Raw genomic sequence first — 26,838 nt, forward strand, 5'->3', positions numbered from 1 at the left:
GTGGGAAGGAATGATATCCGAAAAAATCAATATCTCACTGGACCATCCCATCATGAAGGGCCATAGGGTCTTTGGTGAAGCGGTATTGCCCGGTCTTGCTTATATCGATTTGATTTATCAGGTTTTTCAGGAACACGGTTATGTATACAATGAGCTCGAATTGAAGCACGTTACGATTTATCAGCCTTTAACCGTCAGTGAAACGGCTGCAATCATTCTGACCATTCAATGTTCTGATAGCGGAGATGGAAAGTGGCTCATCTCCCTTTCGGGGCAGAAACAGCAGGGTGACGAGCTGTCAGACGATATACAATATGCGACGGCTGAAATGGTGAAAAGAGATGCTGTGACATTTGACGAAACCATTGATTTCAGCGATGTGAAGCAGTCAGTCAGATCTCTGAATCTTGATGACATGTATAACCGCTGCCTGGATCATGACTTGGTTCATTCCGGCATGATGAAATCGAACGGACGATTGTACGAAACAGAAGGCGGCATGCTGGCTGAGCTTTCTTGTGAAGAAGGAAAGGATTTCTTTTTATTCCATCCGGCCCTTTTGGATGCGAGCGGAATCGGGGCGAGCGGTTTGCTTTCTGATACAAACCGGCTTCATCTGCCTTTATATTATGAATCGTTCACGGCCGCCGACAGGCTGCAATCAGAGTGCACGGCGCGTATCGCCGCTTCCGGCGTCCGTCAGGAAAAAGAACTCACAACGATGACAATCGAGTACTTCAGCCGATCCGGACAAAAGGTGGCGGAGCTTAAAAACATTACGGGAAAAGCGGTTCGGCTCGAAGAAGACGAGAATACAGCCGAACAGAATCAACAGGCTGCAGCTGAGCCGGAAAGCGCAGATGAAAAAGACATCATTCTGTTTTTAAAGAAGCTTTTGGCTGATAAGCTTGGTCAGCCCTGGGAGACGCTGGACGTTCTAGCCGGCTACTACGAGCTTGGGCTGGATTCATCTTCTTTGCTTGAGATTGTACAAGATATCAGTAAAAAGACGGGTGCGGACCTCGCGCCCACTCTTCTCTTTGAATATACAAATATAAAAGAACTCGCAGCCTATCTGAAAAAGACCGTTTCATTTGAATGTGAGGAACGTACAGCCGAACCGACACGGCCTGAAGCTGAAGCGCCGGACGCGCCAGAATATCATAAAAACACCGGAGACATCGCGATTATCGGAATGGCCGGCCGCTATCCGAAAGCGAAAAGTGTGGCGGAGTTTTGGGATAACCTGAAGGCAGGCGCGGATTGCATCACTGAAGTTCCGAAGTCCCGCTGGGATTGGAAAACATATCACAACGTAACGTCCCCGTCAGGAAAAACAGTATCAAAATGGGGCGGTTTCATTGACGATGCCGACTGCTTCGATCCGCAGTTTTTCAGAATCTCACCGCGTGAGGCGGAAACGATGGACCCGCAGGAGCGCCTGTTTTTAGAAACATGCTGGGAAACGATTGAAGATGCGGGGTATACGCCTGAAACGCTGGGAAATAAAGGTGAGAAACAGCATCCGATCGGCGTATTTGCAGGGGTGATGCATAAAGATTATTCCTTAATCGGCGCAGAACAATTATCTGAAACTGATCCTTTTCCGGTTTCACTGAATTATGCGCAGATCGCCAACAGAGTGTCCTATTATTGTGACTTCCACGGGCCGAGCATCGCGGTGGATACCGTTTGTTCCTCATCATTGACCGCCGTTCATCTGGCCATTGAAAGCATCCGCCGCGGCGAATGTGAAGCCGCGCTTGCGGGAGGGGTGAACTTGTCGCTGCACCCGGCGAAATATCTCAGCTACGGAAGCGTGGGCATGCACTCAAGTGACGGCCGCTGCCGCACATTCGGCGAGGGCGGGGACGGCTACGTTTCCGGAGAAGGAGTCGGTGCGGTCTTGCTCAAGCCGCTGGAAAAAGCCGAACAAGACGGCGACCGCATTTACGCGGTCATTAAAGGAAGCGCCGTTAACCACGTCGGGAAAGTAAGCGGAATTACCGTCCCGAGTCCTGCTGCACAGGCAGAAGTCATTAAGGCCTGTCTGAAAAAAGCAGGTATCAGCCCGCGGACCGTCAGTTATGTGGAAGCCCATGGCACGGGTACTTCGTTAGGAGACCCGATTGAAATTGAAGGTCTGTCAAAAGCGTTCAGCCAAGGGACGCAGGATAAGCAATTTTGTTCCATCGGTTCGGTCAAATCAAATATCGGCCACGCAGAATCAGCGGCGGGGATCAGCGGGTTAACAAAAGCAGCGCTGCAGCTTCATCACAAAACGCTTGTCAAATCACTGCATTCTGCGGAATTAAATCCTTACCTGAAATTTGAGGGATCTCCTTTTTACGTACAGCAGCAGACTGCTCCGTGGAAGCAGCCGGCAGCTGAAGAAAACGGTAAAGTCACACATTATCCGCGCCGGGCCGGACTCAGTTCCTTCGGTGCATCAGGTTCGAACGCCCATATCATTTTAGAAGAATACATTCAGCCTGAACAAAAAGCGCCTGTACCTGAGAACGATGCAGCAAAACTCATCCCGCTGTCAGCAAGAAATAAAGACAGGCTTCTCGCCTATGCGGAAAAATTAGCCCGGTCGCTTTCAGAAAAGACGGTGCTGTCTGAACTGGCTTATACACTTCAGACAGGACGTGAAGCAATGGAGGAGAGAGCTGTCTTCCTTGTAAATGACACCCGCGACTTGATAGAAAAGCTGAATGATTTTGTAAAAGGAAACGAAAACATCTCCGGTTTTTGGCGCGGACAAGCTGAGCTGCCGGAACTGAGCGAAGCCGCTCCTGAGACGGACGATCCGAAACGGCTTGCGGCGTTATGGGCAGAAGGGAAAACAGTAGATTGGAATAAGCTGTACGGTTCGGATAAACCGCGTAAAACAAGCGTTCCGACTTATCCATTTGCAAAAGAACGCTATTGGATTCCGCAGCAGAAAAAACAGGAGAAAAGCCTTTCAGGCACAGTGCTGCACCCGCTTTTACAAGAAAATACGTCAGATTTTTCGCAGCAGCGCTTCACGTCTCTTTTTACGGGAGATGAATTTTTCCTATCTGACCATGTCGTCAACGGACAAAAAATACTGCCGGGCGTCGCCTATTTGGAAATGGCCGCAGAGGCGGTCAAAAAGGCCGCTGCCGTGACGGAAAAAGACCACAGCGTCACACTCAGACAGGTTGTTTGGGTCCGGCCGGTCATGATTGAAGACAAACCGAAGGAAATACATATTGCCCTTTATCCGGAAGATAATGGTGAGATTACCTATGAAATATACAGTGAAGCAGAAAACGGCGAAGATCCGGTCATTCACAGCCAGGGTGAAGCGGTCATTACCGAACCGGGAAGCGCCCAGATTGATATCGAGTCTGTCAAAACTTCCTGCAATTTAGGAATCGTGACTGCGGAAGAATGTTACGGTGCTTTTAAGAAGATCGGTCTGGATTACGGAGAGGCATACAGGGGCGTACAGCAATTGCTGCTCGGAGAAGACCGATTATTGGCCCGTATTTCACTCCCAGCAGCCGTACATGACAAAAAAGAACAGTATACGCTTCACCCGAGTATGATGGACGCCGCTTTTCACGCATCCGTCGGTCTGCTTGTCCGTTCGATACATGACGATGCAGACAGCCACGAGCTTTCTTTGCCGTTTGCGATGCAGGAAGTGGAAGCGTTCGGCCCGTGCCCTGAACATATCTGGTCATATATCCGGTACACAGAAGGCAGCAAAGCAGATGACAACGTAAGAAAATTTGACATTGATATGTGCGATGATGCCGGTACGGTTTATGTCAGGATGAAAGGCGCGTCCGTCCGGGCGCTTGACACAAGCCAAACAGCGGGCGGAGAAACCACGGAGGCGCCTGTCGGCCATACGATGCTGATTCCGGCTTGGGAGCCTGTTGCGCTTGAAAAAGCCGGGGAAGCAGCGGTGGATAAGCAGACGGCAGTATTCGGCGGAACGGATTCGAGACATACGCACATAAAAGAACATCTGCCGAACGCTTCCTATTATCCGATCAGAGGTACGGATGATATCACATCTCTTACGCACATGCTTGAAGGACAAAAAGAACTGGAGCAAATCATTTGGCTTGCTCCGCAGGCTGAGAGTGCTGACAGCCTCAAGGAACAGGATAGGAACGTTCTTCATGTGTTCAAGCTGATGAAAGCATTACTTGCCTTAGGGTACGGAGAAAAACGTTTGGACTGGTGCATCGTCACAGCAAATGCCCAGCCGTTTTCGGATCAAGGCAGCGCCGACCCGTCACAAGCCGCAGTCAGCGGACTTGCCGGAACAATGGCGAAAGAATATCCGCATTGGCATATCCGCATGATTGACACAGAAACGGACGGCAGCTGGCCGATCGAAGAGGCGCTCAGTCTTTCTGCCGGGAAAAACGGTCAAATTTGGGCGTACCGCAATCAGCAGCTGTTAGAGCGGCAGCTGATACCGCTTGACAATATGCCGAAAAACGGCACGCTGTACCAAACAGGCGGGGTTTATGCCGTGATCGGAGGCGCCGGATATCTTGGCGAGGCATGGAGTGAATACATGATCCGCCGCTACAAAGCACGCATCATTTGGATCGGAAGAAGCACACTGAATGATTCCATACAAGCGAAACTCGACCGGCTCAGCGCATTCGGCCCGGCCCCTGAATATGTTTCCGCCGATGCCGCTGACAGGTCTTCCTTAGAGCGGGCTTATCAGTTCATAAAAGAGCGCCACACAAAAATGAACGGAATCATCCACTCGGCAATGGATCTGTCTGAGCAAAGCTTAAATAATATGAAGACAGAAGAGTTCAAATCGGTGCTGCGGGCAAAAGCCGATGTAAGTGTGTCCATGGCGGAGGTATTTGGACGGGAGCCGCTTGACTTTGCGCTCTTCTTCTCCTCGCTTGTGGCATTTATTCATAACGTGAAACAAAGCCATTATGCCGCGGGATGCGCTTTCAGTGACGCATTTGCGAAAGAACTTGATCAGACATGGAATTGTCCGGTCAAAGTGATGAATTGGGGCTATTGGGGTAACAGCGAAGCGGCTGAAGACGGCGATTTTATTCAGCTGATGGATCAGATCGGATTGGGATTGATCGAACCGGACGCTGCAATGGAGGCGCTTGAAACCCTTATGACGCTGCCGGTTAATCAAGCAGCCTTCATTCATACGACCAAACCGGTCGCAGTCGAAGGGATGAGTGAAAGAGAAAAGATTTCTGTTTATCCGCCTCAGCCGATTGTCTTTTCACAACAGCCGAAGGTCGCTCCGCCCGGCGCACGTCTTGTAAGAGAGGCTGAACATCAGGAGCTCGATGATTTTCTGTATCAGCTTTTGATCGCCCAGCTTAAAGAAGCGGACTTGCTGACGCCGCAAAGCCTAAAAGTGTATGAGCCCGAGCATGAATACTTTAAAAAATGGCTCAAGCAAACGATCGCCTTCCTTCTGGAACATGGCTATCTGGAAGGGAATGCGGATTCATTTACACTGTCGGCACGCGCCGAAAACACAACCGCCGCGCTATGGCAAAAATGGGAGCGGGAAAAGGCGGAATGGCTCAATAACGCCGATACGAAAGCGATGACTGTTTTAGCCGAGACGATGCTTAAAGCACTGCCGGACATTCTGCGCGAAGACGTGCCGGCGACAGACATCATGTTCCCGCACTCTTCTATGGAACTTGTTGAAGGAATTTATAAGCACAATCAAGTCGCGGATTACTTTAACAGCGCCCTGTCAGATACATTAACGGCATATGTGAAAGAAAACATCAGCAAACATTCAAAAGCCGAGATCCGCATACTGGAAATCGGGGCGGGCACAGGCGGCACAAGCGCAGGCATATTTGAAAAGCTCAGGCCGTATCAAAACCATATAAAAGAATACTGTTACACCGATGTATCGAAAGCTTTTCTCGTGCATGCGGAGACGGAATACGGCAAACGGAACCCTTATCTGACGTATAAGCTTTTTAACGCAGAAGCGCCGCTTGCCGGCCAGGACATAGAGCCGGGCGCATACGACATCGTCGTTGCGGCCAATGTGCTCCACGCGACGAAAGACATCCGCCAGACGCTGAGAAACGCAAAAGCCGTTTTAAAAGACAACGGTTTGCTGCTCTTAAATGAAATGGCGGGAAACAGCCTGTTCCCGCATATTACTTTCGGACTGCTTGAAGGCTGGTGGCTGCATGAAGATTCCGCCCTTCGTATTCCGGGGTGCCCGGGCTTGTATCCGGAAAGCTGGAAGCGCGTGTTAGAAAGTGAAGGCTGGCATTCTGTCTTCTTCCCGGCAGAAGCGGCACATGAATTAAGCCATCAGATTATAGCGGCAAAAAGCAACGGCATTGTTCGCCAAAAAACGCTTCAAGCAAAGGCCGGAAAACGGACCGCTCCGCCAAAAGCAGTACATGCGCCGGAACTTCAGGCGCAAACAACGGTGCAAAAAGGCGACACGTCTTTAACAGAAAAAAGCACCGAGTACTTGAAAACGTTAATCGGAGAAACATTAAAAATTCCGCCGGCTCAAATTGATCCGAAAGCGCCGCTTGAAAAATACGGAATTGATTCTATCGTCGTCGTACAGCTGACAAACGCGTTACGAAATGTATTGGACCAAGTCAGCAGCACTTTATTTTTTGAATATCAGACGATTGAGGCGCTCGTCGCTCACTTAATCAAAACGAAAAAAGACGCGATGATCAAACTGACGGGACAAACGCCTGTTCAGGAAGAACGGAAGGCATCACCAGAACCGCAGGCTGTACAGCCGGCTAAGCCGCTTCGCACTGACTGGCGGCGGAGGGAAAAACGGGCAGCCAAAGAGACCGTCCGGCAAAGTTCGGTTCGCGACGTGGCCATCATCGGTGTTTCAGGACGCTACCCGCAGGCAAAAACAGCGGCTGAGCTTTGGGCAAATATTAAAAAAGGAAAAAACTGCATAGAAGAAATCCCGCGGGAACGCTGGAACTGGCAGGATTACTACGATGAAGAGAAAGGTAAAGAAGGCTCTATTTATACGAAATGGGGCGGCTTCATTGAGGATATGGACAAGTTTGATCCGCTGTTCTTTCAGATTTCTCCTTTGGAAGCAGAGCGAATGGACCCGCAGGAGCGATTATTTTTAGAAACGGCGTATGCGAGTATCGAGGATGCCGGCTATACGCCTGACAACCTGTGCCAAAGCAGAAAAATCGGTGTTTTTGCCGGCGCGATGAACAAAAACTACCCGACAGGCTACGGCTATTGGTCCATTGCCAACAGGGTATCTTACCTTTTTGATTTCCAAGGGCCGAGCATTGCTGTTGATACAGCCTGCTCCTCTTCTTTGACGGCCATTCATCTGGCGCTTGAGAGCATATACAGCGGTTCAAGCGAATGCGCGATTGCCGGTGGCGTAAACATAGTGACCGACCCGATCCATTATATGAATCTGTCAGTCATGAACATGCTTTCCGCAGGCGACACGTGCAAATCGTTCGGAGACCGCGCGGATGGTTTTGTAGACGGAGAAGGGGTAGGCGCGGTCGTATTAAAGCCGTTAGACCGAGCGATTGCCGATAACGATCACATTTACGGTGTAATTAAAGGAAGCACCATTAACAGCGGAGGCAAAACGAACGGATACACCGTTCCGAATCCGAATGCGCAGGCCGCCTTAATAAAAGAAGCTTTCCAAAGGGCAAACGTCCCGGCGCGCACCGTCAGTTATATTGAAGCCCACGGTACGGGCACCGCATTAGGAGACCCGATTGAAATCGCCGGATTAACGAAAGCATTTGAAGAGGATACAACAGACAAACAGTTTTGCGCCATCGGCTCCGCAAAATCAAATATCGGTCATTGTGAAAGCGCCGCGGGCATTGCGGGTCTGACAAAAATACTATTCCAGCTCAAAGACCGCCAAATTGCGCCGTCCCTGCACGCGGAACAGCTGAATCCGAATATTGATTTCGCGTATACGCCGTTTGCCGTTCAGCAGGAGCTCGGTGAGTGGAAACGTCCCGTCATCGGCGGCAGAGAGCTTCCGAGAAGGGCGGGGTTAAGCAGCTTCGGCGCGGGAGGAGCAAACGCCCACCTCGTCATAGAAGAATATACGGCAGATAAAGAGCCTGATGAGACGCCGGCAGATCAGCCCGCCATCATCGTCCTGTCCGCGAAAAACAGCGAACGGCTCACTGAAAAAGCAATACAGCTCAGAGACGCCATCCGTGAAAAAAGATACAGCGGCAGCGATCTAATGAGCATAGCCTTTACTCTCCAGACGGGCCGGGTGCCGATGGAAGAGCGTCTCGGTTTTATCGTCCATTCACTTCATGAACTTGAGGAAAAACTGAATGGATTTATCGCCGGACAAAACAGCGCCGGACTGCACCGTGACGGCACGGAAGAAAACAAACGGATGCTTGCCGTATTTTCGGCGGATGATGATATGGAAACAATCATAGACGCTTGGATCAGCAAACGGAAATATTCTAAGCTGCTTGAGCTTTGGGTAAAAGGATTGGACATCGATTGGGCGAAATTATACGGAGACCGTCCTCCGGCCCGCATCAGCCTGCCTGCTTATCCGTTTGCGAAAGAACGCTTCTGGCATCAGCAGCCTGTACAAAGCAAGGCCGCGCCCGTTAACGCGCCGTCTGATGAAAGTGATCCGGCGGAACAATTTGAAGTAATGGCTTTTAGAGAAGTTCTTAAAGAACAGGTTCTGCCGGCTGCCGGAGAAAAGAAAATCAAAACGGTGATTTCTTTCTTATCTGATCAGAAGAAGCAGCAGGAAGCCGTCTCTGTGATCAAATCGTATGACAATGACATTGACGTTATTTTTATCGCTCAGGGAGACCGATATGAGGCTCTGTCCGCCGGCCGCTGCCAAGTGGTGCGGGAAGATCCGCAATCATATGTGAACGCTTTTGCGGATATTCAAAAAGAGTACGGTGAAGCTTCTGCCATTTTGTATTTATGGGCGCTTGAAGATAAAAGCTGCATCGAAGATTATTCATGTATCGTCCATATTCTCAAAGCAATGGCTGAGACCGGTCTGCAGCCGGAAAGGCTGTTATTGGCGGGGGGATATGCATCCGGTCTGGAAAGGTGCTACTTGGAATCATGGATCGGCTTTGAGCGTTCGCTCGGCATTGTTCTCCCGAAAACAAGTGTTACCGGCCACTTCAGAAAAGCCGGTGCGGCCATAACGGACTGGATGAGAACCATTTGGGACGAGCTGAAAGCTGAAACAGACCAAACCGTTTTCTTGGAAGAGGGAAAACGATACGTCTATCACACCGAACCAACCGGACTTACGAAAGAAAACAGCAGAATCAGAACCGGCGGAACATATCTCATTACAGGCGGATTAGGAGGGCTCGGCTACTTATTTGCCCGCCATCTCGCCCGGAACTACCAGGCAAATGTCATTCTCACGGGGCGGTCGCCGATCAATGAAGAAAAGAAAGAAAAAATGAAAGACCTGGAAAATCTCGGCGCGGGTGTTCTTTACGCCGAAGCCGATGTTTGTGATCCGATCGGAATGGGCGACTGCATCAAGCGCGCGAAAGAACGATTCGGAGCCATTCACGGCGTCATTCATGCGGCGGGCATCGAAAGCAGAACATCCGTCTTTGAGAATGAAATCGGGAATTTCCGCAGTACGCTTGAACCGAAAATAAACGGAAGCCTGCTTCTTGACGAGTGGCTGAAAAACGAAACGCCGGATTTCATCTGCTACTTTTCATCCACATCGGCTGTTTTAGGGGATTTCGGCTGCTGTGATTACGCGGTCGCGAACAGGTTCCAAATGGCGTATGCCCACTATAAAAACGAACAATCAGAAAGCGGAAACGCTTTTGTCATAAACTGGCCGGTCTGGAAAAACGGCGGAATGGCCGTCGGCGGTGAAGAGACGACGGGCATGTACCTGAAATCAAGCGGCCAGCGCCTGTTAGAAACAGATGAAGGCATTGAGCTTTTTGAGCGCATCATTTCTCAAGACAACACCCAGTGCCTTGTCATTGCCGGCGAAAGAAGCCGTGCTGAACGATTTTTAGGCATACAGCGGGACGATTCATCAAAACCGGATGCGCTTTTGGAAACCGTGAGCCGCCGCATCCCGGAAGAAAGCACGGAAAAACGGCTCGAAGCGGATTTGAAAGAGCAGATACACAGTCTGCTGAAAATATCCAAAGATAAACTCGTCCTGCATAAAAACTGGGCGGAATTCGGATTTGATTCCATCTATTTAGCCAAATTTGCCGCTCTTTTGACGAGTCATTACGGCATTGAAGTCACTCCGGCACTATTTTACAGCTATGCCACGCTCGGAGACGTCATGAGCTATTACCTGACAGAACATAAAGAAACGATCGAAACGTTTTACCGAACGGAAGAAACCGAAACAGAAGCCGCCGCTCCGGAAAGCAAGGAGTATACGGATCAGGAGATCATCGCCATGATGAAACAGGTCTCTGAGGGGACATTAGATTTTAAAAGAGTGCAAGACATCATAGAAGGGAGTAAGACCTATGAATCATAAAGAACTTCTCGATGCCTACAGATCAGGAACGCTCACCATCGCTGAAGTAGAACAAAAACTTCAGGCTTCTAAGCGGACAACTGCAAAACGTCCGCTTTCAGAAGGCCAGAAAGGTTTGTGGATGCTTCAGAAAATGTTTCCGGAGATGAGCGCATATAACATTCCGTTATGCTTTCGTTTTCAAAAGCTGGATATCGAGACATTCAAAAACGCTCTTTTGTCCGTGCAGCGCCAGCACCCTATTTTGACCAGTGTGATAAAAGAGGAAAACGGCCTTCCGTATCAGATAGAAGATACGGATCGGCATTTTCCGATTGAAGAAATGGATCTTTCTGAATTAAGCGGGCGTGATGCGCTTACGTTTATTAAAGAAAAAGCAAAAGAACCGTTCTCGCTTGAAACCGGGCCGCTCCTGCGTGTTCAAGTATTCCGGCGGGCGAAGCGGGAGCCGATTGTGTTAATCACCATTCACCATATCATTTTTGACGGCGTCTCTCTTATGACGTTTATGTCGGCGCTGCTGGACGCTTATGTAAAAGCAAGTGAAGGCAAAGAACCTGTCATGCTTCAGCAGGCCGCAGATTATCATGACTTTGTGAAATGGGAAAAAGAGCTGCTGGAAAGCGAAGCGGGAAAAACACATCTCTCTTATTGGAAAAAGCAGCTGGAAGGACCGCTGCCGGTGCTTGAGCTTCCGTCGGATTACCCGAGATCATCGGTTCAAACGTGCAGGGGGCAGGCGTATCAACGCTTGCTTCCTGATGAACTGAACCGGCAGATTAAAGTGTGCGCCCAAAAAAATAACGTCAATGAATCCGTTGTGTATCTCGCTATTTTCAAAGGACTGCTCTATCAATATACGAATCAGGAAGATGTCATCGTCGGCATGCCGACGATGGGGCGTTCTGAGGCTCAATTTGAGTCTGTCATCGGCTACTTTATTAATATGATCGCGGTCAGAAGCAGGGAGACGGGCGCCAAATCTTTTACGTCGTTTTTGAAGGAGCTGCAGCTGACACTGGCAGAAGGGCTGGACCATGCCGCATATCCGTTTCCCGCGCTTGTAAAAGAATTGAAGACGGAACGCTCGCCTGCGGTGTCGCCTGTTTTTCAAACCGCGTTTTTCTATCAAAACTTCTTCCGGACGGAAGGAGCGGAAAAGCTGGCGGAACTATATCAATCACTCGGCATTGAAATGATAGAAGACATTCATCAGGAAGGCGAATTTGAGCTTGCGCTTGAAGTCTATAAAAAAGAAACGGGAACCGTCCTGCAATTTCTGTACAACCCGGATGTCTACAGTCCTTCTTTCATCGAACGGCTGGCGGAGCATTATATGAAACTGGCGGAAAAGGTGCTTTCTGATCCGGAGATCGCTTTTGAAGCCTGTTCCGGCCTGCTCAATCAAAAACGGGATGAAAGCCGTTCATCCCATCAGCCGAATGAGCGCTGCATTCATGAAGTGTTTGCGGAAAAAGCCGGACGCCACCCTGACAGAGAAGCCGTCACATTCGGTGAAAACAGCCTTACATATCGCGAATTAGATGAACGAAGCACGGCGCTCGCTGTGTACCTGCAAGAAAAGGGCGTCACACCGGAATGCCCGGTCGGCATTTGTACGGAGCGTTCTTTTGAGATGGTCATCGGCATCCTCGCCATTTTAAAAGCGGGAGGCGCGTATGTGCCGCTGGACCCGGCTTTTCCAAATGAACGGATGGCCCACGTGTTGACTGACAGCGGCGTGTCAATCGTATTAACGCAGGAAAAGACGCGCGGCATGATTGAACAGTTGGCCATCGGCGGTGTGAGCACGGTGGAAATTGAAAACAGCGGACGTTCTGTCAGCGGGGCAAAACTGACGCCGCGTTCAAAACCGCATCATCTCGCTTATATTCTATATACGTCCGGAAGCACGGGAAAACCGAAAGGCGTCATGGTTGAGCACAGGGCCATCATGAATACGCTGCAGTTTTTGGAAGCTGAGTATCCGGTCGCTCAAGAGGATGCCTATCTGTTAAAAACGAATTACGTATTTGACGTTTCGATTTCTGAATTATTCGGCTGGTTTATCGGAAACGGACGGCTAGTCATTTTGCCGCCTGGCGCAGAAAAAAATCCGCAGCTTTGCATGGAATATATTCAAACCCACCAGGTCACGCATCTGAATTTTGCGCCCGCCGTGTTTAATGTATTTCTGGAAACGGTAAAGCGGCATACGGCATTTACAGAAGACGGCCCTGTGAAGTATGTGATGGTGGCCGGTGAGGCGTTTCCGAAAGATTTAGTCAAAAAGTCAGTTTCCATCTTCAAACATGCCAGAATTGAAAACATATACGGCCCGACGGAAACATCCATTTATGCCGCTTACTACAGCTGCGGCCAAAAGGAAATCACAAGCAGGAATACGCCGATCGGGAAACCGATTCACAATACGCGGCTTTATATCGTCGATGAAAAGCTCAGCCCCGTCCCTGACGGTGTGGCCGGGGAGCTTTGCGTGGCCGGCGCCGGTCTGGCCAGAGGCTATTACAATCAGCCTGAGCTGACGGCGGCATCATTTATTGATAATCCGTTTAGTGAAGGAGAAAAACTTTATAAGACAGGTGATTTGGCCAGATGGCTGCCTGACGGAAATATAGAATATGCCGGCCGGATTGACAGTCAGGTGAAAATTCGCGGCTTCCGCATCGAATTGGGAGCAATTGAAACGAAATTGAGCGAACATCCGGATATCCTTGACCAGGCGGTTGTGGTTCAGGAAAAGAACGGACATAAAAAGCTGATTGCTTATTATACGGCCCGCGCCGGTCATACGGCAGATGAAAAAGCGCTCCGCAACCATCTTTTATCAGGCCTGCCGGATTATATGGCGCCTGCCCATTTTATCCGTCTGGATGCGCTGCCGTTAACACCGAGCGGAAAAGTGAACCGCAAAGACCTAAAACAGCGCAAGGTAATCGTTCACCGGTCTGAAAAGACGGGCAGACTGCCGTTATCAGAAGCGGAAGCGAAAGTGACCGCAATATGGGAAGACCTGCTGAATACGGCGGGCATCAAAATCGAAGACGGCTTTTTCGATGTGGGAGGCGACTCGCTTCTGGCTGTTGCGGCAGCAGAACGCATTAAACAGGAGCTGGAATGCGATTTTACCGTCACGGATTTATTCGAACACTCTACCATTCAGGCGATCAGCCGATTTATTGTTGAAACAAAACAGGCGGCTGAATCAGAGGCGCCCGGCCAAGATGAGAGAGAAAGAGAACAAACACCGCAAAACGGGGTGCCGTCTTACTTTGATGACAGTGTGGCGATAGTGGGGATCTCCTGCCAGTTCCCCGGCGCGAAAAATCATCATGAGTTTTGGAAGCAGTTAAGAGAAGGAAAGGAAAGCGTCCGGTTCTACTCGGAAGAAGAACTTCGGGAAGCCGGCGTGCCTGAAGATTTGATCGAAAATCCCGACTATGTGCCGGCATTATCGACGATAGAAGGAAAAGATCTCTTTGACCCTGAGTTCTTTCACATTTCTCCGAAAGACGCAGAATTTATGGATCCTCAGCTTCGGCTTCTGCTGCTTCATTCTTGGAAAGCCGTCGAGGACGCGGGATATGTATCGAAAGAGATTCCGAAGACAAGCGTATATATGTCGGCAAGCAATAATTCGTATCGGTCGCTTTTGCCGGAAAAAACGACAGAAGGCCATGAATCTCCCGACGGCTATGTGTCATGGGTGTTAGCGCAGAGCGGCACGATTCCGACGATGGTTTCCCATAAGCTCGGATTAAAAGGGCCAAGCTATTTCGTTCATTCCAATTGCTCATCATCATTAGTCGGTCTTTATTCAGCCTACAAAAGCATAGCGAGCGGAGAATCGGAATACGCGCTCGTCGGCGGAGCAACTCTGCATGCAGCGACCGGCATCGGCTATGTGCACCAAAACGGATTGAATTTTTCAAGCGACGGGCATGTCAAGGCATTTGACGCTTCAGCCGACGGTATGGCGGGCGGAGAAGGAGCGGCCGTCATTCTGCTGAAAAAGGCGTCACAAGCCGTTCAGGACGGAGATCACATATACGCCATGCTCAGAGGCATCGGTCTGAACAATGATGGAGCAGATAAAGTCGGTTTTTACGCACCGAGTGTAAAAGGTCAGACTGACGTCATCCAGCATGTTTTAGACAGCACGAATATTCACCCGGAGACGATTTCCTATATCGAAGCGCACGGCACTGGAACGACATTGGGTGATCCGATTGAAATGTCCGCGCTTCAGCAAGTGTATAAACGTTACACGGACCGGGAGCAGTATTGCGGGATCGGCTCCGTAAAAACGAATATCGGACATTTGGATACAGCAGCAGGTCTGGCCGGGTGCATCAAAGTCGCCATGAGTTTATATCATCGGGAGCTGGCGCCTACCATTAATTACACGTCACCGAATCCGAATATCAAATTCAGCGGTTCGCCGTTTTATGTGGCGGATAAGAGAAAACCGCTTCCGGAGAGAGAGACGCCGCACCGCGCAGCGTTAAGCTCATTCGGACTCGGAGGAACAAACGCACACGCCATTTTTGAACAGTATGAAAACAAAACGATCAGCGGATCAAAGGACGGACAGCCGCCTTATATCGTTCCGCTGTCAGCGAGAAATAAGCAGCGTCTTACTGCCTATGCATCCTGTTTATCCGGCTTTCTGGATGAAGCCGAAAACGATGTTTCCTTGCATGATCTGGCATTTACGTATCAGACCGGACGTGAAGCGATGGAAGAGAGAGCCGTTTTTATCAGTCATGATCGTCACGATTTGAAGCGTCAGCTGCAGGATTTCATCAATGGCAATGACCAAAACATCTTACGGGGCGAAAAAGTGAGAAGCAGAGAAGTGTCAGCTCAGGAGATGGAAGAGCTTGCGGCATGTCAGACACGGGATGAAAAGCTGAAAGCACTGGCGGCACTCTGGGTTGAAGGAGCGCGTGTCGATTGGGGCTTATTGTATCAGGATTCCCCGCCGCAAAGAATCAGTGCGCCGACCTACCCGTTCGCAGAGGAGTGCTTCTGGCCGGAAGAAACGGTGAAGCAAACGGATACCAAACTTTTGCATCCGCTGGTACATCAGAATACATCCGTCTTGCAGGAGCAGCGGTTCAGTTCGGAATTCACGGGAAAAGAGTATTTTATTGCCGAGCATATCATTAAAGGAATGGCGATCGTGCCGGCTGCCGTTACCCTTGAGATGGCACGGGCCGCGGCGGAGAAAAGCATCGGCGGGGCAACAGAGGATTCTCTGGGCCTGCGCTTAAAGAATATTGTATGGGTCCGCCCGGTGATAGCCGATCAGGAGGCTGTCCGTGTCCATATCGGACTTTATGAAGAAGAGGACGGACAGATTCAATACAGAATGTACGGGGGTAACGATTCTATCGGTGAAGAAGCTCCTCTTTATAATCAGGGCATCGCTGAAATCATTCGGAAGGAACCGGAGGAAGCGGCGGATATTGAGCAGCTGAAGCGCCGGTGCACACAGGGAACAATCGAATCTCAAGCGTTTTACAAAGGAATGATCGGTGCTGATTACGGGCCCGGATACAAAGGGGTGCAGCTTGTATACAAAGGCGAAGACCGGCTGCTTGCTAAATTGAAGCTTCCTGAATCCGTCTCTCATACAAAAGCTGATTATATCCTTCATCCGAGTATGATGGACGGTGCGCTTCAGGCCGCCGAATATTTGCAAAACGTGACGAGAGCGCTGCTTGCAGAAAGTGGGGAACCATTCAAAGCCGCATTGCCGTTTGCTTTAGAGGAGCTGGACGTTCTGAATCCGTGCGCTGATGATATGTGGGTGCACGTCACATTCAGTGCGAACAATAAAGCCGGCGATCCTATCCAAAAAGCCGATATTGATCTATATGACAATAACGGCGGGCTTTGTGTGCGGATGAGAGGTTTCTCAACGCGGATCATGGAAGAAAACGCGGGTGCCGGCGTTTCCGTCAGCCGTACGGACACATTGCTCGCTGAACCGATCTGGAAAGAGCAGCCGGAACCGGCGGACCACGAGCCAACGTATGAAGAGCATATCATTTTCCTTTGTGAGTACGATGAAGCCGTAAAACAAGCTGTCGAAGCAAAGCTTGAACATGCAAGCGTCATTATCTTGGACGATCGTCCCGCATCTATTGCAGAGCGGTATCATTCTTATGCGGGCCAGCTGTTTGACCATATCAAAACCATAATGAAAAGCAAGCCGAAGGGCCGCGTTCTATTTCAAGCTGTTACGCGGTCAGCAGGCTTACAGCAGGTGTTCTCAGGCATTACCGGCCTCTTCAAAACCGCATGCCTTGAACAATCCAAGCTGATCTGTCAAATGATCGAAGCCGAAGAGAAAGAAAGTGCTGAAGGCATAGCGGAAAAAGCGTCCGAAAACCGTATGCATGCCGGAAGCGTCCATGTGAAATATGAAAACGGCAAGCGCTTTGCCGCTGATTGGGAAGAGATGGATATTTCTCAAGCGGAGCCGGACATTCCGTGGAAAGACGAAGGCGTTTATCTCATTACAGGAGGTGCCGGAGGTTTAGGTCTGATCTTTGCAAAAGAGATCGCAAACCGTACAAAAGACGCCGTCATCTTACTAACCGGCCGGTCCGCTCTCAGAGAAAAGCAGAAAGACATGCTGGAAACAGTACGTGCTGCCGGCGCTTCTGTTTTCTACGAGCAGACCGATGTCACGGATGAAGCAGAAGTATACCGATTGATCCGCAATATACGCAAACGGCACGGCAAGCTGGACGGGATTGTTCACAGTGCCGGCATTATAAAAGACAACTACATGGTGAAGAAGACGGCAGAGGAATACCAACACGTTCTCGCTCCGAAAGTGAAGGGTCTTGTGTATCTTGATGAAGCGTCACAACATGAGAAATTAGATGTCTTTATTGTCTTTTCATCCTTATCAGGTGTGCTTGGAAGCGTCGGCCAGGCTGATTATGCGTCTGCAAATGTCTTTATGGAGATGTATGCCGAGTACCGCCGTTCTTTACAAGCCGCAGGACAAAGATACGGAAAGACGCTTTCTGTCAGCTGGCCGTTATGGAAAGAAGGCGGAATGCAGGCAGGAAAGCAGACGGAAGATATGCTGATGCAGGAGGCGGGAATCGCACCGCTCGGCACAGATGCCGGCATCAAGGCTTTATATCAAGGCTTGATGAGCGGGACAGCCCGGATGACGGTTCTTGAAGGAGATGTGAAACACATGAAAGCAAAACTGTTCCGCAAAGAGAATGATCGTCCGGAAGCAGAGACCACTGTAGTTCATGACATTGATACTGACAGCCTGCTTGAAAAAGTGAAGCATTTGTTAAAACAGCAGACGGCCTCACTGTTAAAAGTAAACATTGACAAAATTGATCCTCATGAAGAAATGACAAAATACGGGCTGGATTCTATCTCGATGACTGAGTTTACGAACCAGTTAAACAAAACGTACCGGCTTACGTTAACGCCGACGATTTTCTTTGATCATCCGACAATCCATGAATTTGCCGTTCATTTAATCAGTGAATACGAAGAGGAATTTGCCGGACGGTTTGCGGTAAATACAAAAACGGTTCAATCGGCAAGACCGGTAAAAGAGACTCAAATCACGCGCCCGGCCGTTAAGCGACGCCGCACTCTGCCTGAGACACTTCCGCAGACAGTGCAGCGGGACCAAGGGCCGGAACCGATCGCAATCGTAGGCATCAGCGGGATTTTCCCGATGGCAGAAGACATTGAATCTTTCTGGCAGAACCTGAAAGAAGGCAAAGACTGCATGACCGAGATTCCGAAAGACCGCTGGGACTGGCGGGACTATTACGGGGATCCCGCAAAAGAAGCCAATAAAACAAACGTCAACCAAGGCGGGTTTATTGACGGAATTGCTGAATTTGATCCGTTATTTTTCGGAATTTCACCCCGGGAAGCGGAGCAAATGGACCCTCAGCAGCGCCTCTTGCTGACGCACGCGTGGAAAGCGATCGAAGATGCCGGATATGCGTCAAAGAGTCTCTCAGGCACAAAAACAGGTGTGTTTATCGGGACCGGAAATACCGGCTACGGTTCTCTTTTAGCCAATGCCGATGCGGAGATTGAAGGGTCATCCGCGGCGAATACAAGTCCGTCTGTCGGACCGAACCGTGTCAGCTATACGCTCAATCTGCACGGGCCGAGCGAGCCGATTGATACCGCCTGCTCAAGCTCGCTCGTTGCCATACACCATGCCGTTTCTTCAATTGAAGAAGGGACGTGCGACATGGCTTTGGCGGGAGGAATCAATACGATTGTTCTTCCGGATGTGTATATCAGTTTTGACAAAGCGGGCGCGCTGAGTAAAGAAGGAAGATGCAAAACGTTCTCTGATCAGGCTGACGGTTTTGCCCATGGTGAAGGAGCAGGGCTCTTTTTCCTCAAAAAGCTGAAAGCCGCTGAGGCGGATGGGGACCATATTTACGGCGTCATTAAAGGAAGCGCGGTGAATCACGGCGGCCGCGCGGCATCTTTAACAACGCCTAACCCGAAACAACAGGCGGAAGTCATTAAAGCCGCATACAAAAAAGCGGGCATTGATCCGAAAACAGTCTCTTATATCGAAGCCCACGGCACCGGAACAGAACTGGGAGATCCGGTTGAAATTAACGGCCTGAAACAAGCGTTCAGCTCGTTTGCAGACGGAAAAGAGAAAGCGGCCGGCTATTGCGGCTTAGGCTCGGTCAAAACGAATATCGGCCATTTATCCCTTGCCGCGGGAGCAGCGGGCATTATTAAAATTTTGCTGCAGATGAAGCATCGGACATTAGTAAAAAGTCTCCACTGTGAGACGGTAAATCCGTACATTCAGCTTGAAAACAGCCCGTTTTATCTGGTGCGGGAGACGATGGAATGGAAGACGCAGACGGACGAACGCGGAAACGAACAGCCGCGCCGCGCGGGGATCAGCTCATTCGGCATCGGAGGCGTAAATGCCCACGTCGTCATCGAAGAATACATCCCAGAAGACAGAGAGGAAGCAGATGATTCTCATATCGACCCATGTCTTTTCGTTCTGTCCGCCAAAAATGAAAAACGCCTGAAAGAGCAGGCAAAACAGCTGAAACGTGCGCTTACAGAAAAGCGGTACGATCAATGCAGCCTCGTTTCTATGGCGTATACCCTCCAAATCGGAAGGGACGCCATGGAAGAACGCCTGGCGGTTATTGCCGGATCCGCAGAAGAACTGCAGGAAAAACTGTCACAGTTTATCACTGGAGATAAGCACGCGGATTTGTACAGAGGAAGAATAGACAAAGGCACCCTGCAAATGCTGACGGAAGATGAAGAAATTCAAGAAGCCGTTGAAAAATGGATGGCACGCGGCAAATACGCGAAGCTGCTTGAATTATGGGTCAAAGGGCTGAACGTCGATTGGGCGAAGCTGTATGGAGACCGGCCGCCTAAACGCATGAGCCTGCCGTCGTATCCTTTTGCAAAAGACCGCTATTGGGCGGCAAAAAGCACCGGAAAACACGAAAAAACAAGCACTGTGTCTGCCGGAAAACAAGACGCGCTTCATCCGCTTCTGCACAGAAATACTTCAAACCTTGCAGAACAGCGGTTCAGCTCAATCTATACAGGAGAAGAATTTTACCTTGCGGACCATGTTGTAAAAGGCGTGCCGATTTTACCGGGAGTGGCACATCTTGAAATGGCGCGCGCAGCAATGGAACAGGCATCTGAAGTTCCGGCCGGACAAGGAAGCGTCAAGCTTAAGAATACGGTTTGGGTGCGGCCGATCACCATTGAAGACGAGCCGGTTCATGTCAACATCCGTCTCATTCCTGAAACGGCAAATGACGTTCAATTCGACATTTACAGCGGCCTTGAAACAGATCAGCCGTCCGTTTACAGCCAAGGGGCAGTATCAGTCCGCCCTGACGCCGAGGCTCCGGTCATTGATCTCCAAAAGCTGAGATCACAATCCGCCGAGACACCGTTTTCTGCAGATGAAGTATACGATATGTACCGCAAAATCGGTTTTGATTACGGCCCGGCTTTCCGGGGTGTCAAAGCGATTTATACAGGTGATGATTTCGTATTGGGCAGACTGTCACTTGATGCGGCTAGTGCGGACACGGTACAGGAGTATGTCATGCATCCGGGCTTAATGGACTCTGCATTGCAGGCATCAAGCATATTAACCGGAACAAATGATGAAAAACTGATGCTTCCGTTTGCGGTTCAGGAGCTTGAAGTATTCAGCGCCTGCGCTGCCGAGATGTGGGTTTACGCCAGACTTTCTGAAGACCACAAAGCCGGCCAGATTGAAAAACGTGATCTTGATATTTGTGATGAAAACGGCAAGGTTTGCGTAAGGCTGAAAGGTTTGTCATTCAGAACGGCTGAAAAAGAACCTGAGAAAAAAGAAAAAGCTCCGGGAACGCTCATGCTTGAGCCGGTATGGACCCGAAGCGATGAAACTGCTGCTCAAACGGAACCGGTTTTTGCCCGGCATATCGTAATACTTTGTGACACAGACGCCGGATCAAAACAAGCCGTTGAAGCCGCGGGAGCTGAATGTATTGAAATGACCTCCCGGCACGGGAAAGCGGCGGCGCGCTTCCGTGATTATACAGGACGGATATTGGAGACGCTGCAAAAACTGCTGAAGGAAGAGACGGAAGACGTCCTTATCCAGACGGTTCTCTCTAAAACAGATAAGCATCAGCTGCTCTCAGGCATTTCAGCTCTGTTAAAAACAGCCGGCCTGGAACATAAAAAACTGAAAACCCAGCTGATTGAAATAGAACCGGCGGAAAACGGCAGAATCACAGACATCATCAGAGAAAATAAAACACGGGCTGATGACAGCCATATCAAATATGAAAACGGCATCCGATACAGCGCAGATGTCAAAGAAACGGCCGTGTCCGGCGGCAAAATACGCATTCCGTGGAACGACGGAGGCATTTATCTCATTACCGGAGGAGCCGGGGGCTTAGGCTTTATTTTCGCGAAAGAAATCGCCCGGAAAGTCAAAGAGCCGACACTGGTTTTGACAGGCCGTTCCGCTTTAAGCGAGAATCAGCGGATGCAGCTGCAATCGCTTGAATCACTCGGAGCAAAAGCGGAATACAAGCAGGCTGACGTAACAAACGCTCAAACTGCGGCAGACCTGGTCAAAACAATTGAGACGGAATATGGCGGCCTTCACGGCATCATTCATAGCGCGGGTGTGATGAAAGATCAGTATATTGCAAAGAAAACAACCGAAGAGTTTTACAGTGTATTGGCTCCTAAAACGGACGGATTTGTCAACCTTGATGAAGCAACCGAGCATTTAGCGCTGGACTTTTTCATCGTTTTCTCATCCATTTCCGGCGTCACCGGGAATGCGGGACAGGCGGATTATGCGGCGGCAAACGCATTTATGGACAGCTATGCGGCATACCGAAACGCACTGGTTACCGCAATGTACCGCCACGGTCACACATTGTCAATCAATTGGCCGCTTTGGAAAGACGGCGGAATGCAAGTCAATGAAGAAATGGCGAAGCTCACCGAAAAAAGAACCGGCGTAACGCCGATGCGCACTGAAACCGGAATAGAAGCTCTTTACAAAGCATGGAGCACGGGGAAAACAAGCGTGCTCGTCATGGAAGGAAACGGCGCCGTAATGCGGGAAAAGCTGCTTCAAAAGACTCCTGCAGCCGCTTTTGCACCGGTTAAGAAAACGGAGGAAACGCCTGCGCCGAAAGACCTGACGGCAAAACTTCAGGAATTGCTGGCAAAAGAGGTTTCCGGGCTTCTGAAAATAAACATTGAAGAAATCGATATCGAATTGGAGTTCAATCAATACGGATTTGATTCCATTACGCTGACGGAATTCGCCAACAAGCTGAATGACACTTATCAGCTTGATCTGACACCGACCGTATTTTTTGAATATGCGACGATTCAAGCCTTGGCGCATCATTTAGCAGAAGACTATCAAACACAATTTACCGGCAGCACACAGCCGAAAGAAGAAAAACAAAGCGGTGTGACTGATGATGGCGGCATCAGACTGGCAGGGAACAAACGATTTGCAAAAACTGCCGTACAGCCTGTTCAGACTGCGGCTGAACATAAACCGGAACCGATCGCCATTGTCGGCATGAGCGGGGTGTTTCCGAAGGCCGCAAATATTGATGAGTATTGGCGCAACTTAGAAGAAGGAAAAGACTGTATAACAGAGGTGCCGGCGGATCGCTGGGACTGGCGGGAGTATTACGGTGACCCGCTTAATGAAGCCAATAAAACAAATGTAAAGTGGGGCGGGTTTATTGACGGAGTTGCGGATTTTGATCCGCTGTTCTTCGGAATTTCACCGCTGGAAGCCGAACAGATGGATCCCCAGCAGCGCTTGTTAATGATGTATGCGTGGAAAGCGATAGAAGATGCGGGATATTCCGCTAAAAGCCTTTCCGGCACGAAAACAGGCCTGTATATCGGCACGGGGAATACCGGATACGGCTCACTGTTTTCCGACCTTGATATCGGCGGTGCGTCAGCCGCAAATATGAGTCCGTCAGCGGGGCCGAACCGTGTCAGCTATATGCTCAATCTGCACGGGCCGAGTGAACCGATCGACACGGCTTGTTCCAGCTCGCTGGTCGCGATTCATCACGCCGTATGCGCCATTGAAAACGGGAACTGCGATATGGCGATCGCCGGCGGCGTGAATACCGTCGTCACACCGCAAGGCCACATCGCTTATGACAAAGCGGGTGCGCTGAGCAAAGAAGGGAAATGTAAAACATTCTCCGACAGGGCGGACGGATTTGCCGTCAGTGAAGGTGCCGGAATTCTGTTTTTGAAAAAGCTGTCAGAAGCGGAAAAAGCGGGCGATCATATTTACGGCGTCATTAAAGGCAGCGCGGTCAACCACGGCGGACGCGCGAACTCCTTGACGACACCGAACCCGAAAGCCCAGGCGGAAGTCGTCAGAACGGCTTATGACAAAGCAGGCATTGATCCGAGAACCGTCACTTATATAGAAGCGCACGGAACCGGAACGGAGCTTGGCGATCCGGTCGAAATCAACGGCCTGAAATCCGCCTTTCAAAAGCTGTACGAAAAAACAGGCGATTCCGCCGTTTACGCGAGTCACTGCGGTCTGGGTTCGGCCAAAACCAATATCGGCCACCTGTCACTGGCAGCCGGTGTCGCGGGTGTGATCAAAGTGCTGATGCAGATGAAGCATAAAACACTTGCAAAAAGCCTCCACAGCGAGGTCATCAACCCGTATATCAAGCTGAAAGACAGTCCGTTTTACATCGTACAGGAAAAAAGAGAATGGACGGCATTGAAAGACGAAAACGGCAATCATCTGCCGCGCCGTGCGGGAATCAGTTCTTTCGGCATCGGCGGCGTAAACGCCCATGTCGTCATTGAAGAATATATCCCGAAGGTAGAAAGAAAAACAGCTGTTTTCACACACCCTCAAATCTTTGTGCTGTCGGCCAAAGAAGAAGAGCGTCTGCAGGAACAGGCGCAGCAGCTGGCGCAAGCTTCTTTTACGGATGCGGATCTTGCCGATGTTGCTTACACGCTTCAGCAGGGACGTGATGCGATGGAAGAAAGAGCGGCCATTATCGCTTCCTCGGCCGAAGAACTTCGGGACAAGCTAAAGAGCTGTGCGAAAGGACGTTATGATATAGCGGGCATTTATAAAGGAAAAGCGGGTAAAACCTCCCTGAAATCCATTCTGGCAGGCGCAAACGGCGAAGCGGATATCGAAGAGCTGATAAGCCGCCGAGAGAATGACAAGCTTGCGGAATTATGGGTGCAGGGCGCGGATATCAAGTGGGACGGCTTATATTCTGATATCAAGCCCCAACGGATGAGTCTTCCTGCTTACCCGTTTGCGAAAGAGCGGTACTGGATCACGGACAACCGGCCGAAAGCAGAGAAACCGCAAGCTGTGCCGACGTCGCGGGTACTGCACCCGCTGCTTCACGAAAATGTATCAGATTTAACAGAGCAGCGGTACCGATCCGAATTTACGGGACAAGAGACGATTTTCATCGATCATCTCATTAAAGGCAAGCCGGTTATGCCAGGCGTTGCCTACTTGGAAATGGCTAGGGCGGCGGTTGCTCAGGCAGTCAAAGGGCAAAAGGAACGTCCGTCTGTCATTCGTCTGAAAAACATCGTTTGGGTTCGGCCGATCGAAGCGGGAACCCGCCCGATTGAAGCACAAATCAGCCTGAACCCGAGGGAAAACGGTGAAATCGTGTATGACATTTACACGGACTCACAAACAGAAGCAAGCGGCAGGCAGATACACTGTCAGGGGGCTGCCGGCATTCTCAGCGCCGGGGAGGCTCCGCACCGTGATATAGGCGCACTGAAAGCTCAATGCGGCCTCAGTATACTGACTTCTGAACAGTGTTACAGCTTATTCAGCAAAATCGGCATTGACTACGGTCCAGGACAACAAGGAATTCAGCAGATTCATATCGGAAGCAATCAAGCATTAGCTGAGCTCCGGCTGCCTTCCTTCCTCGAAGAAACGGCAGATCAATACGTTCTTCACCCGTGTATGCTTGATTCAGCTTTGCAAGCGACAATCGGACTGAAGCTGCATGCAGATGATAACCAGCTGTCACTGCCGTTCGCCCTTGAAGAACTGGACATTTTCAGCCCGTGCACGACAAGCATGTGGGCGTATGTCAGCTCCCGGGGAACGGATGAAAAAATACAGCGTATGGACATTGACTTATGCGATGAGACAGGACGGGTCTGTGTCAGAATTAAAGGGATTTCTTCCAGAATGATGGAAGGCTCCGCGCCGGAAACATCATTAAATGGAGCAAACCTTCTGGCTCCGGTGTGGGATCTCGCGGAATTCCGTGATCAAAGCCCGGCATATAAGACGGAAGAGGTTGTCTTTATCGCGGGGGATGAGGAAAGCGCGGCTTTTCAATTGCATCATCCTTCTGCGAAACGGCTTCATATCAACCCGGAGGATGAAATAGAGGCTGTTGCGGCTGAACTGAAAGCAACAGGGTCTTTCGGGCATATCGTATGGATCGCTCCTTTTCACCGCGCTCATGACATGGTGAAAGCTCAAGATGCAGGCGTCATCCAGATGTACAGAGTGATCAAGGCAATGCTTGCTTTAGGATATGGAGGCAAGCGAATCAGCTTGACTGCAGTCACAATAAAAACACAGTCCGTACAGCCGGCGGACATTATTGATCCGGCTCATGCAGGCATTCACGGTTTGGTCGGCTCGCTCACAAAAGAGTATCCGAACTGGCAAACAAGGCTGATTGATGCCGGATGTCCGGAAGATGTTTCAAAGGCGGAGCTGTTCTCAGCGCCGTTTGATGAGCAAGGCAATACATGGGCGTACCGGAACAATCACTGGTACAAACAGCGCCTTATTCCTGTACAGCAGCCGGTGTCAAGCCGGCCCGCTTACCAAAAAGGCGGCGTTTATGTCGTCATCGGCGGCGCGGGGGGCATCGGCGAGGCATGGAGCGAATATGCCGTGAAAACATATCAGGCGCGAGTCGTTTGGATCGGCAGACGAAAACATAACAGCGCTATCCAGGAAAAAATTGACAGAATCAGCCAATTCGGCCCGGCGCCGATTTATATTGAAGCTGACGCGGCAAATCCGAATGAGCTCACACGGGCGTATGAAACGATCAAACGCACGCACCCGCAAATTAACGGAATCATCCATTCCGCAATTGTTTTAGAGGATCAGAGCCTGGCAAATATGCCGGAAAGCCGTTTTAAAAGCGTGCTCGCTGCAAAAGTCAATGTCAGCGTAAATATGGCCCGCGTGTTCCGAAATGAGCCGCTGGACTTTGCTTTGTTCTTCTCATCTGTTCAATCATTTGCACGAGCGGCCGGACAAAGCAATTATGCTGCCGGATGCAGTTTCAAAGATGCCTTTGCCGCTCATTTGGCTAAAACGCGGCCGTATTCGGCGGCAGTGATGAATTGGAGCTACTGGGGCAGTGTCGGAATCGTATCATCTGCCGACTATCAAGAACGGATGAAACAGGCGGGAGTCGGATCAATTGAAGCGCCGGAAGCAATGGCGGCGCTTGAACGATTGCTCGGCGGCCCGTTGAATCAGTTCGTCATGATGAAACAGGCGGAAGAGCCGGAGGAAAAACCGGAAGAAATGATAGAAGTATACCCTGAACATCACGGCTCGGCGATGCAAAAACTGCGAAGCTATCAGCCTAAAGTAACAAGACATGTACAACAATTGAGTTAAGGAG

At 50.2% G+C, this 26,838-nt stretch carries 2 protein-coding genes; both read left to right on the plus strand.

Going from position 1 to position 26,838, the window contains the following annotated elements:
* The first annotated feature begins 10 nt into the window (after positions 1-10).
* On the plus strand, positions 11-10,546 hold the full coding sequence (locus G4O42_RS08625) for a type I polyketide synthase (RefSeq protein WP_032874973.1): 10,536 nt from the start codon (positions 11-13) through the stop codon (positions 10,544-10,546).
* Positions 10,536-26,834, plus strand: a complete 16,299-nt coding sequence (locus G4O42_RS08630) for a non-ribosomal peptide synthetase (RefSeq protein WP_032874975.1) — start codon at positions 10,536-10,538, stop codon at positions 26,832-26,834. The genes G4O42_RS08625 and G4O42_RS08630 overlap by 11 nt, the downstream gene beginning before the upstream one ends.
* The last annotated feature ends 4 nt before the right edge of the window (positions 26,835-26,838 follow it).

The sequence above is a fragment of the Bacillus sp. LUNF1 genome (assembly GCF_011008975.1).
GTDB classification, from domain to species: Bacteria; Bacillota; Bacilli; order Bacillales; family Bacillaceae; genus Bacillus; species Bacillus velezensis.

Excerpts from the sequence above, each read along its gene's own strand:
- G4O42_RS08625 (WP_032874973.1), top strand. The coding sequence starts at position 11 with ATGATATCCGAAAAAATCAATATCTCACTGGACCATCCCATCATGAAG.
- G4O42_RS08630 (WP_032874975.1), top strand. The coding sequence starts at position 10,536 with ATGAATCATAAAGAACTTCTCGATGCCTACAGATCAGGAACGCTCACC.